The 12348-nt window shown below is 71.9% G+C and carries 19 protein-coding genes and 1 tRNA gene; 15 read left to right on the forward strand and 5 right to left on the reverse strand.

Going from position 1 to position 12348, the window contains the following annotated elements; genetic code table 11:
• The first annotated feature begins 25 nt into the window (after nt 1-25).
• The 3 genes from P0592_RS08315 (at nt 26) to P0592_RS08325 (ending at nt 1829) form a co-directional block, all read left to right on the forward strand.
• Nucleotides 26-99 (forward strand) — tRNA-Lys (locus tag P0592_RS08315).
• Between the two features lie 182 nt (nt 100-281).
• The gene (locus P0592_RS08320) at nt 282-1583 is read left to right on the forward strand and encodes a dihydroorotase (RefSeq protein WP_276273806.1); all 1302 of its coding nucleotides are present in this window, start codon (nt 282-284) and stop codon (nt 1581-1583) included.
• Between the two features lie 66 nt (nt 1584-1649).
• Complete coding sequence (locus tag P0592_RS08325; RefSeq protein ID WP_276273807.1) at nt 1650-1829, forward strand: hypothetical protein; 180 nt, start codon at nt 1650-1652, stop codon at nt 1827-1829.
• On the opposite strand, the gene P0592_RS08330 is transcribed toward P0592_RS08325, so the two are convergent.
• Complete coding sequence (locus P0592_RS08330) at nt 1826-2209, reverse strand: hypothetical protein (RefSeq protein WP_276273808.1); 384 nt, start codon at nt 2207-2209, stop codon at nt 1826-1828. The two genes, P0592_RS08325 and P0592_RS08330, sit on opposite strands and share 4 nt — an antisense overlap.
• A gap of 7 nt (nt 2210-2216) precedes the next feature.
• Entirely contained in the window at nt 2217-2894 is a 678-nt protein-coding gene (locus P0592_RS08335) for a DUF5806 family protein (protein ID WP_276273809.1), read from the reverse strand.
• Nucleotides 2895-3014: 120 nt separating this feature from the next.
• Here P0592_RS08335 and P0592_RS08340 point away from each other — a divergent pair, with 120 nt between their 5' ends.
• Together P0592_RS08340 and P0592_RS08345 are read left to right on the forward strand one after the other, a co-directional pair.
• Entirely contained in the window at nt 3015-3386 is a 372-nt protein-coding gene (locus P0592_RS08340) for a universal stress protein (protein WP_276273810.1), read from the forward strand.
• Nucleotides 3383-3904, forward strand: a complete 522-nt coding sequence (locus P0592_RS08345) for a GNAT family N-acetyltransferase (protein ID WP_276273811.1) — start codon at nt 3383-3385, stop codon at nt 3902-3904. Before P0592_RS08340 ends, P0592_RS08345 begins: the two co-directional genes overlap by 4 nt.
• Here P0592_RS08345 and P0592_RS08350 read toward each other — a convergent pair.
• Nucleotides 3901-4335 (reverse strand): universal stress protein, encoded by a 435-nt coding sequence (locus P0592_RS08350; RefSeq protein ID WP_276273812.1) that lies wholly within the window; start codon nt 4333-4335, stop codon nt 3901-3903. The genes P0592_RS08345 and P0592_RS08350 overlap by 4 nt on opposite strands.
• Before the next feature lie 92 nt (nt 4336-4427).
• On the opposite strand from P0592_RS08350, the gene P0592_RS08355 reads away from it, so the two are divergent.
• From P0592_RS08355 to P0592_RS08375, 5 genes are read left to right on the forward strand one after another with little or no spacing between them, the layout of a single operon-like run.
• Nucleotides 4428-4892, forward strand: a complete 465-nt coding sequence (locus P0592_RS08355; RefSeq protein ID WP_276273813.1) for a universal stress protein — start codon at nt 4428-4430, stop codon at nt 4890-4892.
• Between the two features lie 43 nt (nt 4893-4935).
• A complete protein-coding gene (locus P0592_RS08360) occupies nt 4936-5955 on the forward strand; it encodes a hypothetical protein (RefSeq protein WP_276273814.1) in 1020 nt (339 codons plus the stop codon).
• 57 nt (nt 5956-6012) lie between these two features.
• Nucleotides 6013-7101, forward strand: coding sequence for a DHH family phosphoesterase (locus P0592_RS08365; protein ID WP_276273815.1), 1089 nt, complete (start codon nt 6013-6015; stop codon nt 7099-7101).
• 46 nt (nt 7102-7147) lie between these two features.
• Nucleotides 7148-7366: a hypothetical protein gene (locus P0592_RS08370; protein WP_276273816.1), complete on the forward strand. Its 219-nt coding sequence runs from the start codon at nt 7148-7150 to the stop codon at nt 7364-7366.
• 40 nt (nt 7367-7406) lie between these two features.
• Nucleotides 7407-7844: a hypothetical protein gene (locus P0592_RS08375; protein ID WP_276273817.1), complete on the forward strand. Its 438-nt coding sequence runs from the start codon at nt 7407-7409 to the stop codon at nt 7842-7844.
• Here the strand turns inward: P0592_RS08375 and P0592_RS08380 are convergent, their stop codons facing one another.
• On the reverse strand, nt 7845-8279 hold the full coding sequence (locus tag P0592_RS08380; protein ID WP_276273818.1) for a DUF5807 family protein: 435 nt from the start codon (nt 8277-8279) through the stop codon (nt 7845-7847).
• Nucleotides 8280-8375: 96 nt separating this feature from the next.
• Between P0592_RS08380 and P0592_RS08385 the strand changes: the two genes are divergently transcribed.
• The 5 genes from P0592_RS08385 (at nt 8376) to P0592_RS08405 (ending at nt 11010) form a co-directional block, all read left to right on the forward strand.
• Nucleotides 8376-8681, forward strand: coding sequence for an Hsp20/alpha crystallin family protein (locus P0592_RS08385; RefSeq protein WP_276273819.1), 306 nt, complete (start codon nt 8376-8378; stop codon nt 8679-8681).
• A gap of 54 nt (nt 8682-8735) precedes the next feature.
• Entirely contained in the window at nt 8736-9158 is a 423-nt protein-coding gene (locus tag P0592_RS08390) for a dCTP deaminase/dUTPase family protein (RefSeq protein ID WP_276273820.1), read from the forward strand.
• A gap of 82 nt (nt 9159-9240) precedes the next feature.
• On the forward strand, nt 9241-9627 hold the full coding sequence (locus P0592_RS08395; RefSeq protein WP_276273821.1) for a 30S ribosomal protein S6e: 387 nt from the start codon (nt 9241-9243) through the stop codon (nt 9625-9627).
• Between the two features lie 3 nt (nt 9628-9630).
• Nucleotides 9631-10059 carry a DUF7112 family protein gene (locus tag P0592_RS08400; RefSeq protein WP_276273822.1) on the forward strand — a complete coding sequence of 143 codons (429 nt, stop codon included), beginning with the start codon at nt 9631-9633 and terminating at the stop codon, nt 10057-10059.
• A 72-nt stretch (nt 10060-10131) separates the two neighbouring features.
• On the forward strand, nt 10132-11010 hold the full coding sequence (locus P0592_RS08405) for a CheF family chemotaxis protein (protein ID WP_276273823.1): 879 nt from the start codon (nt 10132-10134) through the stop codon (nt 11008-11010).
• A gap of 348 nt (nt 11011-11358) precedes the next feature.
• Here P0592_RS08405 and P0592_RS08410 read toward each other — a convergent pair whose 3' ends face one another.
• On the reverse strand, nt 11359-12279 hold the full coding sequence (locus P0592_RS08410) for a thiamine-phosphate synthase family protein (protein ID WP_276273824.1): 921 nt from the start codon (nt 12277-12279) through the stop codon (nt 11359-11361).
• Nucleotides 12280-12348: the final 69 nt, after the last annotated feature.

A 12348-nucleotide genomic window follows, 5' to 3' on the forward strand; every position in this document is an offset into this window, starting at 1 on the left:
CTCGGGTCCCCCCAGCCGTTACCGAGGGCCGGTAGCTCAGTCAGGCAGAGCGTCTGGCTTTTAACCAGATGGTCGGGGGTTCAACTCCCTCCCGGCCCGTTGTCCTGCCAACGACAGTGAGCAGTGACAACGCCACGGAGGGCGTTGAATCAGGGAGGTCGCGCGCAGCGCAGCGAGCACGTCCGACCGTGGTTCAACTCCCTCCCGGCCCGTCCCCCCGTCACGACCGTTTCGCTCCCCCGTTCCGAGACACTTAGGGGCGCGCCGGCAGGAGGGGAGGTATGCTCGTACGCAACGCGACGCTCGCGGACGGTCGGCAACGGGACGTCCGCGTCCGGGGCGAGACCATCGCCGAGGTCGGCCGGGACCTCGACGGCGAGGACGAGGCCGTCGACGCCGGCGGCAAGCGGCTGTTCCCGGGGATGATCGACGCGCACGTCCACTTCCGACAGCCGGGCTACCCCCACAAGGAGACGTGGGCCGACGGCTCCCGGGCGGCGGCGGCCGGCGGCGTGACGACGGTGGTCGACCAGCCAAACACGGACCCGCCGACGGTCGACGGCGCGGCCTTCGACCGGAAGGCGGAGTTCGCGGCCGACTCGGTGATCGACTGGGGGATCAACGGCGGCGTCACCGCCGACTGGGGCCCCGAGAGCCTCCTCTCGCGACGGCTGTTCGCGCTGGGTGAGGTGTTCCTCGCGGACTCGACGGGCGACATGGGCATCGAGACGGACCTGTTCGAGGACGCGCTGGCGGCCGCGACCGACGCCGGCGTCACCGTCACCGTCCACGCGGAGGACGCCGACTACTTCAACGAGGACGCCCGGGCCCGCGACGACGCCGACGCCTGGAGCGCCTACCGCACGGCCGAGGCGGAGGCGACGGCGGTCCGGCGGGCCTGCGAGGCCGCCCAGCGGGTCGGCGCGCGCGTCCACATCGCCCACACGTCGACGCCCGAGGGGATCGACGCGGCCGCCGAGGCCGGGATGACGACGGAGGTGACGCCCCACCACCTGCTGCTCTCGCGGCGGGACCTCTCGGAGCTGGGGACGTTCGGGCGGATGAACCCGCCGCTGCGACGCGAGAAGCGCCGCCGGGAGGTGTACGAGCGGGTCGCCGACGGCACCGTGGACATGATCGCGACCGACCACGCGCCCCACACCCGCGCGGAGAAGGACGCGGACATCTGGGACGCCCCCTCCGGCGTGCCGGGCGTCGAGACGGCGCTGCCGCTCCTGCTGGCCGAGGCCGCCGACCCGGAGACGCCGCTGACCTACGAGCGGGTACGGGACCTCACCGCCGCCAACCCCGCCGAGGTGTTCGACGTGCCACAGAAGGGCCGGATCGAGGCCGGCCGGGACGCCGACCTGGTGCTGGTCGACACCACGGAGACGACCGAGATCCGGGGCGGGGACCTGCACACCGACTGTGGCTGGACGCCCTTCGAGGGGTTCGACGCGGTCTTCCCCGAGTGGACGATGGTCCGCGGGTCGGTGGTCTACGAGGCCGATCCCGCGGAGGACGTGTTCTACCCCGCTCGCGGACGGAACGTCAGGGACGCGGACGGGGAAGTCGTCGAGTGAGTTCGGGTGTGTGAATATTTCTCACAGTCGCGCTGACACCTTCTCCTTCGCTCCCGTCTGTGCGGTATGCCAACGTGTGAGAACTGCGGCGCGACGCTGGAGACGACCGACGACCTCGACCACGACGAGGTCGAGGAACTGGAACTGGTCGAGCAGGAGGACGGCCCGCCGCGTATCCGGCTCGGCGTCGACATCAGGGACGTCTGGCGCTGCAAGCAGTGCGGGAAGGTACTCGGCGTGAGCTAAGGGCGGCGTGCCCGCGCGACCCGCCGATCCGGGACCGGGCGAACGAGCCCGAAGTAGGTGCGGTAGCAGAGCATCCCGGCACCGAGTCCCGCCAGCCCGGCCAGCAGGATCGCGGTGATGCGGTCCGGACCGAGCGCGAGTCCGCCCCCCAGGATCGCCGCGCCGCCGACCGCGACCGCCGCGACGAGGCGCTGGAGGCGCGTCCCCGGCAGCCGGTCGAACCGTCCGTGCTCGCTCGCCCAGGTGGCTCCGACGGTCGCGACGCCGAACAGCGCGGCCAGCGGCCAGGACACGCCGTCGTCGAGGTTCAGCCACACCTGCGCGAGCGCGAGCACGGCGATACCGCCGTCGGTGAGGAGGGCCTTCCTGCGGGGGTCCATCGGTCGCTCACTCGGTCACGTCGCCGGCATCGAACTCGTGGCCGCACTCGGGACAGCAGACCTCGTCGTGGCGCAGCGCCGCCGAGTGCTCCCGGACCTCGCGCATCACCGAGGAGATGCGGTCCTCCGCGGCCATCTCCTCCTCGACGGCGAGGTCGACCCCCTCCACCTCCAGCAGGAACTTCGCGACCTCGGTGGACTCGTACATCACGTCGTCCAGTTCCTCGGCGGTGAAGAAGTCCGACATCGCGCCGTAGAGGAACGTCGCGCCGGCCTTCCGGACCTTCTCCTCGAAGGCGGCCCGGGCCTGGTTGACCGCCTGGGGCGTGTAGGTGTCGGTCATGAACGGCACCAGCTCGGGGAGGTTCTCGCCGATCTTCGTCATCTCGACGCCGGTCTCGGTCCGGAAGTCCGCACAGAGGCGGGCGATGGCCCACTCCCGGGCGGTGATGTAGGTCCGCTCGCGCAGGAACTCGTTGGCGCGGTCGTAGGTCCCGCCCTCGATCTTCGTGAACCGTTCGTACTTGCGCACGTCGGCGGGCACGTCCGCCTCGCCGTCGGTCGCGTCCGCCGGCGAGGCCGGTTCGGTCCCGTCCGGCTCCCCGTCGGCAGTCTCCTCCTCGCCGCCCTCGTGTGGCTGGACGACGCGGGTGGGCTCGTCGTCGCCCGGCGGTCCGTCGGTCATGGCCGTGTCTGCGTGGCCCCGGCGAAAAAGGGTATCGCCCGCCGGCAGCGACCGTGGCGCGCTCTCCCACGACGGGGTCGTGGGGGTGGCTTTTTGACCACTGACGGCGATTCGTCGGGTATGCACATCCTGCTCGGTGTCGGGGGGAGCGATCTCTCCTACGAGGCACTCGAACAGACAGTATCGCGAGCCGCGGAGACGGGCGACGAGGTGACCGTCGCCATCTTCGACAACGAGGAGGTCGACACCGACGCCGAGGCCGTCCGCGAGCGCGTCGAGGCGACCCTCGCCGACCACGACCTCGAGGCGGAGATCCGGCTGATCGAGGGGGACTCGCCGGGGAGCGAGCTCGTCGACATCGCCGAGAGCGAGGACTTCGACCGCATCGTGCTGGGCGGCGGCGAGCGGTCCCCGCTGGGGAAGATCCAGCTCGGCTCCGTCGTCGAGTTCGTCCTGTTGAACGCCCAGACCCCGGTCACGCTCGTCAGATGACCCGGGACTTCCCCGACGAAGCGGCCGGCGAGTTCCCCCGTCCGCCCCGGACGTTCACCGACGCCGAGGGCCGCGACGTCGAACTGGTGGCGGCCAGCGAGGCCGACCGCGAGGCGCTGGTGTCGATGTACCTCGACTTCGACCCCGCCGACCGCGCACAGGGCATCCCGCCGGTCCGGGAGGAGGCCATCGAGCGGTGGCTCGACACCATCCTCGACGACAACTGTGTCAACCTCCTCGCCCGCCACGACGGCGCGGTCGTGGGCCACGCGACGCTGGTCCCGGACCAGCACGACGAACACGAGCTGGCCATCTTCGTCCTCCAGTCCCACCAGGGGGCCGGCATCGGGACGGCGCTGGTCGAGACGCTGCTCGGGCAGGGACAGGCCGCGGGGATCGGGCGGGTGTGGCTGACCGTCGAGCGCTGGAACGACGCGGCGATGGCCGTCTACCGCTCGGTCGGCTTCGAGACGAGCAACGCCGAGAGCTTCGAGGTCGAGATGGCGATCCAGCTCTAGACGGAGAGGACGGGCTGGCTGGCGTACTCCAGGACGTACAGCGCGGCGCGACCGACGGCCGCCTCGCCGCCCTCGCCCTCGCGCGGGACGACGATGAAGTCCGCGTCCACGTCCTCGGCGGCGTCGAGGACGACGCTGCCGGGCGTCTGCATCAGCCGGTGCTCGGAGAACGCCGCGGCCGTGGAGCTGTCGAGGCTCCCGCCGGTCCCGCCGAACGAAGACCGGACGCGCTCCGTGTACGTCCGGTGGTCCTCGGCGACGGCCTCGGGGTCGACGCGGCCGGCGTCGATGTCCCGCTGGAGGCGCTCGTCGACGACGAACAGCAGGTGGAGATCGGCACCGTAGCGCTCGGCGACGGCCACAGCGCAGTCGGCCGCCCGCTCGGCCCGCTCGCTCCCGTCGACGGGCACGAGCACGAGGTCGATGTCCATCACGCCCATCTGGAACCCCGGCGGGCAAAAAGCCACCTCCTCGCGGCGGCCGATGGGGCGGCTTTTTGGTCGTCCCGGGGGAACTCGATCGTATGTTCGAGACGGTGGTCATCGCGACGGACGGATCCGGGAGCGCCGAGCGGGCCGTCGAGGCCGCCCTCGACCTCGCCGACCGCTTCGACGCGACGGTCCACGCGCTGTACGTCGTCGACGCCGGCGAGGTCGAGGCCACGCCGGCGGAGGTCCGCGAGGAACTGGAGCGGGCGCTTGCGACGACCGGCGGCCGGGCGCTGTCGTTCGTCCGCGAGGCGGCCGACGCCGACTCCGCCGAGGACGTCGTCACCGCCGTCCGAGAGGGCGACCCGGCCGACGAGATCTGCCGGTACGCCGAGGAACACGACGCCGACCTCGTCGCCACCGGCACACGCGGTCGGCACGGCGAACACGCGTTCCTGCTTGGCAGCGTCGCCGAGGAGATCGTCCGCCGGGCCCCGATGCCGGTGCTGACGGTCCGACAGCTCGAGGGCGAGGCGAACCCGGAGCGACGGGCACGCTGACCGGACCACAAGATACAGGCCGCGACCGGCCGAAGCCGGGGCGATGCCCTCCCGCCGCTCCTTCCTCGCAGCCGCCACCAGCGGCACGTTCGCCGCCCTGACCGGCTGTTCCGCCCTCTCGACAGGATCGCCCGACGACAGCGTCCCCGACGGCCCCACGCTCGCCGGCGAGACGGTCTTCGCCGCCGCCGACGTCTCGCTCCCCGACACCGAGGCCGACCGGACCGACGACCCCGCCGAGGCGACCCTGGCCGTCTACCCGCCCGGCACGACCGACCGTGTCCGTCGCCGCCTCGCCGCGGGGACGCCGACCGCCGTCGCCGGCCCGGACGCACAGGGGACGCTCCTGCGCGCCTGCCGGCGGCTCGACGCCCGGTGTGGCTTCGTCCAGGAGGGGTGGGAACCCGACCTCCGGATCGCCGCCGCGGTGCCGCGGGGCGGCCGCCTCGACACGCACCTGTTCGTCGGCACCGAGCTCCCGGGCGACCTCCCGTGGACGCTGGCGGAGACGCTCGACCCGCCCGAACGGCGCTGTGTCGTCCCGTTCCGCCACGTCGGGCGTCGCGGCGAACACGTCCCCGCCGGCATCGCCCGGATCCGCGGGCGCGGCCCGGTCGGGAACCTCGACAGGCGGGACTTCCTGAGCTACCGCCGGGACGACGACGGGGACCCGGCCGTGGTCGTCGACACGACCGCGACGATCACGGGCGGGGCCGCGGCCGGCGCGGACGAGCGGTACCGCGCCGACCGGGTCGTCCTCGCGGCGGACTTCGACGCTCGCCTCGACGACGTCGGCCCCGGCGCTCGGGCGACCGACGAGGTGACGGTCCGGGACCTGAGCGACGACACGGAGAACGCCGCCCGCCAGGTGTTCACGCCGGCGGCCGAGGCGACCCGCCGCTCCTTGACCGCCTGCTCGCGCTGTCGCGTGGTCCCGGACGCCCTCGACGACGGCTTCTCCTACGTAGGCAACGTCCGGTTCCGGTGGCGGAACCCCCGATTCCTCCGGAGCGACGAGACCTGGGTCCACCACACGCCCGGCCGAGCGGTCTGGTCGCTGTGAACGCGCCCCCGGCGGCCGGACCGCCGGCTTCATAGCCCGTCGGCGGTATCTCCGGCTATGGACGACTGGCTCATCGACGACGAACGGCTCTCGGTCGGGCGCAAGTCCCTCCTGCCCGGCGAGGGCTTCTTCGTCCCCGACTCCCACGAGGAAGAACAGGCCGAGGCGGAGGCCGCCGAGACGCTCGACGGCGCGGGGGTCGTGGTGATCGCCGACCCGGACGCCGACGGGCTGGCCTGTACCGCGCTGATCCGCGAGGCCCACGGCGAGGGCGCGCTGCTGCCGGCCGGCCCGCACGAACTCCAGGAGGCGCTGGCCTGGACCGCCGAGTACGCCGAACCCGACGCGACCGTCTTCGTCTGTGACCTCTGTCCCGACGGCGAGGACGACCTCGGCGCGCTGGACGACCTCGTCGAAGCCGTCGCCCGGGTCGTCTGGTACGACCACCACCAGTGGGAGTCCGACCTGGCCGACGCCGTCGACGACGCCGGCGTCGAGCGGACCGTCGGCGACTCCGAGGAGGTCTGTACCGCCGACGTGGCGCTGTCGGAACTCGACCACGAGTTCGGCGAGCAGTGGGCGGAACTGGCCGCCGTCACCCGGGACCACGACCTCTGGATCCGGGACGACGAGCGCAGCGACGACCTGGCGGACTTCGCACACTGGAGCGAGCCCGAGGAGTACATCGAGGCCGTCACCGAGCACGGGCCCGACCTCTCGCCGGCGCTCCACGAGTACATCGCCGACAAGCGCGTCGAGAAGGAGGCGCTGATCGAGAAGGCCGTCGACCGCGCCGAGCTGCGGGAGGTCGCGGGCTGGACCGTCGGCGTCACCTACGGCCGCTGCTCGCAGAACGAGGTCGCCGAGGCGCTGCGCGAGCGGGGGGCCGACGCCGCCGTAATCGTCAAACCGGCCGGATCGGCCTCCATCCGCGGGACCGAGAACTTCGAGCGCGCCCACGAGGTCGCCCAGCAGGTCAACGGCGGCGGCCACCCCAAGGCCGCCGGCTGCAAGCCCGACATCTACGACGACATGATGGACTACGCGCACCACTGGACGACGCAGGGCGCGGTGGCGAAGCAGGCCATCGTCGACGCGTTCCGGCGGCTCCCCGACGAGGACGCGGGGGTCGAGACGGAGCGATGACCGGGACCGCGGCGGCCGAGAGGCTCGACGCGGGACGGTAGCGGTGGTGAACGCCCTCCTCCTCTCGCTCGGTGTCGTCGCCGTCGCCGGCGGCGTCTACTCGGTCGCCCGTCCGCTGTCGGTCCGCAACTGGGTGGCCGCCGAGGAGTGGGACCGGAACCCCGAGCAGGCCCGCGAGAAGCAGCGGCAGTACGCCCGGCTGATGGGGACCTTCCTCGTCGGGTTGGGGATCGCGCTCGCGTTGCTCGGTCTGTTCCCGGGATAGCGCGAAAGGCTCACGTTCCCGGCGGCGGAACGCCACGACGATGTCTCCCGCCCTCCCCGCGTGGGTTCCCGACCGCGAGACGGCGGCCGGCGAACTCCTGACGGCCACGATCGTCGGCGCGACGCTCTACGTCCTCGACCGATCGCTCCCGTTCGCCGCCGCGGCCGCGGCGCTGTTCCTCTGTCTGCGACTGCTGACCGACGCCGCGGCCGCGGCCGTCGGCGACTACGCCGACAACGCCCTGTTCGGCCTGCTCGTGCTCGCGGCGGCCGGCTACGCCGCCGCCCTCACTGCTCCGGTCTGGATTCCGCTCAGCGGCGCGCTCGTCGGCGGGTGGCTGTTCGTCGACGGCGTCCAACACCTCCGCCACGGTGTCGGGAGAGACGAGGTCGGACACACCGTCTCCCACGACGGAAGTGTCCTCGCCGGCCTCCCGCGGGCGTTGCTTGCCCGCCTCGTCGAACCGTTCAGACTGTAGTCAGTCGTCGGTCTCGCCGGCGACCCACTTGTCGCTGTACCGCTGGCCGCACTCGCAGACGGCGTAGGCGTGGATCACGTCGCCGTCGGCGTAGATGCCGCCCACGTCCTCGTTCTGTTCCTCGGCGAACGCGAAGACGAAGCGCGTCCCGTGAGTCTCGCCCTCGCCGGCGGCGGGACACGCCCCGCCGGTCAGGTCGTCGTGGACGTCGCCCTCGGTGTCCATCGCCTCCTGTGCCAACGCCATCGGGTCGATCCCGGTCGCGGACTGGAAGGCGCTCCGGCCGTCGTCCCCCGGCAGGACGAGGACGTGGCCGTCCCCGACCGCGTCGGCGTACTCCGCCAGCGCGCCCGGGTTCGAGACGGCGTCCTCGTGGAGGAAAAAGAGGACGTCCTCGGGCCGCTCGCCGGCGAGAAACTCCGTGTGCGTGCTCATACCCGACCGGAGTCGTCGGGCGGGCAAAAGCCCCGCGCTCTCGCCGCCCGGGAACGGCCGGCTAGCTTTTTCACACCAGTTGCCGAACTGTCACGTATGCCGACCCACCACCCGGACAAGGGCGTCGAACTGTACCGCGAGGACGACGCGTTCGTCGTCCTGGTCGAACTCGCCGGCTACGACCGCGACGACGTCGACCTGCGCTGGCGGGACCGCCGGCTCCACGTTGAGGCCGAACACCGCGAACCGGGTGAACGGACGAAGGTGTTCCACCGTAGCGTCGGCCTCCCGCGGGCGGTCCGGGAGGACGAGATCTCGGCGACGCTCGCGGACGGGGTGTTGACGGTCCGGCTCCCGGTCGACGACGACCGGCCCGAGGGCCGCCACATCGACATCTCGTAGCCCCGGTCTCGCCGCGCCCCCAGGGTTTTGCCGCCGGCGTCCGACACGACCGACGTGACCGACCTCACCGACTACGTCACCGACCTGGTCCACGAACCGACACAGACCGAGAGCGACGGCGTCGATCTCACCGTCGCCGCCGTCCACGAGGTCGTCGAGCCCGGTCGGGTCGACTTCGGCGGCGGCGAACTCGAATCCGCCGGGACCGCGCCCCACGCGAGCGCGAAGCGGAACCCCGACGACGACTACGAGTGGTGGACGCTGCGGGCGGGCCAGTACCTCCTTGAGTTCAACGAGTCCCTGACCGGCGAGGCGACGGTGACGCTCCAGCCCCGGACGGAACTGCTGGAACGCGGCGGCTCCCACCCGACGCTGCACGTCGACGAACTGCCCCGGGTGCCGCTGTCGGTCGGCGGCGCGGGCCTGCGGCTCAAGGAGAACGCCCGGGTCAGTACGGTCGTCGCCGCCGACGAGTAGCCCGGTCTCGCCCCGCTGTGGGGCCGGCACCGACCGCCCTCGCTTCGATGCGCTTTTGAAGCGCGGTCGATACCTCTCGGGTATGGCTGAATTCACCGTCGCCGTCTCCGACCCGGAGGACGGCCACACGTACCAGATCGACGTGGACGGACAGGACGCGAACCGATTCATCGGCCGCGAGCTCGGCGACGAGGTCGACGGCAGCGCCGTCGGCCTCGACGGCTACACGCTCGAACTCACCGGCGGCACCGACGCCGCCGGCCGCCCGATGCGGTCGGACCTCCGCGGCACCGGCACCGAGGAGATCCTCACCGACGGCGGCGTCGGCTTCAACCCGACCCGCGACGGCGAGCGCAAGCGCATCACCGTCCGCGGCCGCGAGGTCAGCGACCAGACGCGCCAGATCAACGCCCGCATCGCCGACCGCGGCGGCGACGCCGTCGCGGACCTGCTGGGCGACGACGAGTAACGAGTGCCAGAGCGCCTCCCCAGCGACCACGAGACCGTCGAGACGCATCGCGTGGCCGTCGAGCAGGTGGGCCGCTCGGGCCGCCCGCAGGTCGTCCTGCCCGACGCCGTCGGCCTCGACGACGGCGACGTGGTCGGCCTCGCCCTCGACGGCGACGACGGCTTCGCGGCCGTCGAGACCAGCCTCGACGGGGACACCGTCGTCCGTCACGTCGCCGACAACCGCCGGCAGGCCCGCGAGCGCGACGGGCCGAACCGCCTCGCCGAGTGGATCGCCGACGCAGCCGTCCAGCTGGGCGGGTCGGCTCACTTAGACGTCGTCACCGCCGACCACGAGTACGGCCTCCGGACCCCCGGCAAGCGCGTCGTCTACACCGCTACCGACGACCCCGACGACTCGCTGTCGGACATCGCGCGGGACCTCGACGGGTAGCTCCCGTTCTCCCGACTGATACTCGCGCGAAACCCTCAATATCCGCGGGACTGTACCACCGGTGACAGCCGTATGTCGGAGTCAGTCATCGCCGACTTCGTCGGCCAGTTCAACTCCGAGGCCTCGTCCCGCGGGGACCCCATCAAGGGACGCGTGGTCCTCTCCCAGAAGCGGCTGGTGCTGGCCGCAAGCGAGGACGACAAACTGACGATCCCGCTGGACGCCATCTTCGACATCGCCATCGGCCAGGTGCCGCCGGACCTGGGCGACTTCTTCGACTCGACGGTGACCGTCGCCTTCGAGCGCAACGGCCGGCGACTGGTCGCGGCCGTCGAGGCCGACGCCGAGAAGATCGAGAAGTTCGGCACCGTCCTGTTCAAGGCCATCGTCAACGGCACGGAGACCACGGTCAAGGAACGCGCCCGGGTCGGCGGCCGCGTCACCGACGCCGAGTTCCGCACTGCCCGGCTGTTCCTCACGCCGGGCACGGTCGAGTTCCGGCGCGACGACGGGACCTTCACGGTCGACCTGGAGACGGTCTCGGACTTCAGCCGCTCCAGCCGGGAGGTCGCCGGCGGGACCCGGCCCGTGCTGGAGGTCCGGCACATGAAGGGCGGTACCGCCGTCACGACGATGGCGGCGTTGGCCTCCGCCCGGAAGATGTCCATCCTCGGGCGCTACCTCCGGCGGGAGTACTCCGAGCTGATGGAACAGCTCCAGGACGTCGAGCTCACGCAGGACAAGACCGAGGTGCTGGTGGCGATGTACTCCACCGGCGATATGGAGGGGATGCCGCTGGCGAGCATCCTCGGCAAGGACTCCTCGGCGGTGTCGATGCTCCTCCAGGACCTCGAGGCCGACGGCCTCATCCAGGACTCCCCGGACGGCCCGGCGCTCACCCCGAAGGGGAAGGTGGTCGCGAGTCGGCACCTGGAGGACGTCAACGCATAGCTACCACCTTTCTCTGCGTCGGGTGTCCTCGCGCGGCGAAGCCGCACTGCGGGCACCCTCCTCGAAAAACGTGGTCTTGCTGAGCGGAGTCGTTCGAGGGGCGCAAGCGCCCCTCGTGATGACGAGAGAGCTTTGCTCTCTCGAACCACGAAGCCAGGCTCGAAAGACGAGGCAGCGAGTCTTTCGGTGGCGAAAAAGCCGGAAGCGCGCCGACGGCGCGCTTCCGGTGTCCTGCGTGAGCATCGCGAACGCAGGGCTCGTCGGTGCCCGCTCTGACGGTGGGTCGTCACGCGGCGGCGACTCCCGGGCACCGCGACCGCTCGGTCCCGCTCGGCGTTCTCGTCCCCGTCACTCCGCCGTCTCCACCAACTCGACTGCCAGCCGCGCCGCCGCCGCGCCGGTCTCGCCCAGCACGTACGTGATCGGCTCGATGCCGAACGCGCCGCGGTGGAACAGGACGTCCGGGACCACCCCCCGATCGGCGAACCGCTCGCGCAGACGCTCGCCGCGGTCCTCGTAGCCGGCGTCGAACTCCAGGACGTCCAGTCCGCGGTCCCGGGCCGCGGCCAGCAGCGCGTCGTCGGTCGCGAGGTTCAGCGCCCCTCGGCGGTCGGGGTCGACGGCCGTCGCCGCAAGCACCGTGGTCGCGACGTGTTCCGAGGCCCCGAACTCGGGGTTGGCTGGCACCTCGACGCTGCCGTTCATCACGTAGATCCGGCCCGGGACGGCGGCCACGTCCGCCGGCCCGTCGGCGTCGGGCAGCGCGGTGCCGACGTTGGTGCCGACGTTGGGGACGTGGTCGACGACCGCGGGCGTCGTCGCCAGCAGCCGGCTGGCCTCCCGCACGCTGTCGAGCACCGCCCGCTCGGTTCGCAGTTCCGGGTTCGCGCCCCGGACACAGAGGTCACAGCCCAGCCCCTGCAGTCCGGGCATCGCCTCCTCGTGGAGCTCGCAGATCGGCCCGCGGTCCTCGAACGACCGGATCAGTTCCAGTACAGCCGACAGCGCGTCGTAGCCGTCCATCTCCCCCTCAGCGAGCCCCGCCGCCACCCGCTCGACGGTCGCGGCCGTCTCCGGGTGGTCGGCGATGCGGGGTTCCAGCTCCGGGTCGCCGTTGAGGTAGGTGGAGACGGCCGCCTGCGTCACGCCGAGGTGGGCCGCGACTTCGCGCTGCGTGAGGCCGTGCTCGGCCAGCTCGCGGGCCAGCAGGACCCGCAGCGTCGGCAGCACGTCCTCGACGACGATCTCGCTCGGCAGACGCAGCGACATACCCCGCCGTTGGGCGAGAGCCCGCTTAATGGTTCGACATCCCCACACCGCGGTAAAAGCCAATTGTAT

It is taken from the genome of Haloarcula litorea, from assembly GCF_029338195.1.
Lineage (GTDB): Archaea > Halobacteriota > Halobacteria > Halobacteriales > Haloarculaceae > Haloarcula > Haloarcula litorea.

Coding starts and splice junctions, on each gene's coding strand:
- P0592_RS08320 (WP_276273806.1), top strand. CDS start 282: ATGCTCGTACGCAACGCGACGCTCGCGGACGGTCGGCAACGGGACGTC.
- P0592_RS08325 (WP_276273807.1), top strand. CDS start 1,650: ATGCCAACGTGTGAGAACTGCGGCGCGACGCTGGAGACGACCGACGAC.
- P0592_RS08330 (WP_276273808.1), bottom strand. CDS start 2,209: ATGGACCCCCGCAGGAAGGCCCTCCTCACCGACGGCGGTATCGCCGTG.
- P0592_RS08335 (WP_276273809.1), bottom strand. CDS start 2,894: ATGACCGACGGACCGCCGGGCGACGACGAGCCCACCCGCGTCGTCCAG.
- P0592_RS08340 (WP_276273810.1), top strand. CDS start 3,015: ATGCACATCCTGCTCGGTGTCGGGGGGAGCGATCTCTCCTACGAGGCA.
- P0592_RS08345 (WP_276273811.1), top strand. CDS start 3,383: ATGACCCGGGACTTCCCCGACGAAGCGGCCGGCGAGTTCCCCCGTCCG.
- P0592_RS08350 (WP_276273812.1), bottom strand. CDS start 4,335: ATGGACATCGACCTCGTGCTCGTGCCCGTCGACGGGAGCGAGCGGGCC.
- P0592_RS08355 (WP_276273813.1), top strand. CDS start 4,428: ATGTTCGAGACGGTGGTCATCGCGACGGACGGATCCGGGAGCGCCGAG.
- P0592_RS08360 (WP_276273814.1), top strand. CDS start 4,936: ATGCCCTCCCGCCGCTCCTTCCTCGCAGCCGCCACCAGCGGCACGTTC.
- P0592_RS08365 (WP_276273815.1), top strand. CDS start 6,013: ATGGACGACTGGCTCATCGACGACGAACGGCTCTCGGTCGGGCGCAAG.
- P0592_RS08375 (WP_276273817.1), top strand. CDS start 7,407: ATGTCTCCCGCCCTCCCCGCGTGGGTTCCCGACCGCGAGACGGCGGCC.
- P0592_RS08380 (WP_276273818.1), bottom strand. CDS start 8,279: ATGAGCACGCACACGGAGTTTCTCGCCGGCGAGCGGCCCGAGGACGTC.
- P0592_RS08385 (WP_276273819.1), top strand. CDS start 8,376: ATGCCGACCCACCACCCGGACAAGGGCGTCGAACTGTACCGCGAGGAC.
- P0592_RS08395 (WP_276273821.1), top strand. CDS start 9,241: ATGGCTGAATTCACCGTCGCCGTCTCCGACCCGGAGGACGGCCACACG.
- P0592_RS08405 (WP_276273823.1), top strand. CDS start 10,132: ATGTCGGAGTCAGTCATCGCCGACTTCGTCGGCCAGTTCAACTCCGAG.
- P0592_RS08410 (WP_276273824.1), bottom strand. CDS start 12,279: ATGTCGCTGCGTCTGCCGAGCGAGATCGTCGTCGAGGACGTGCTGCCG.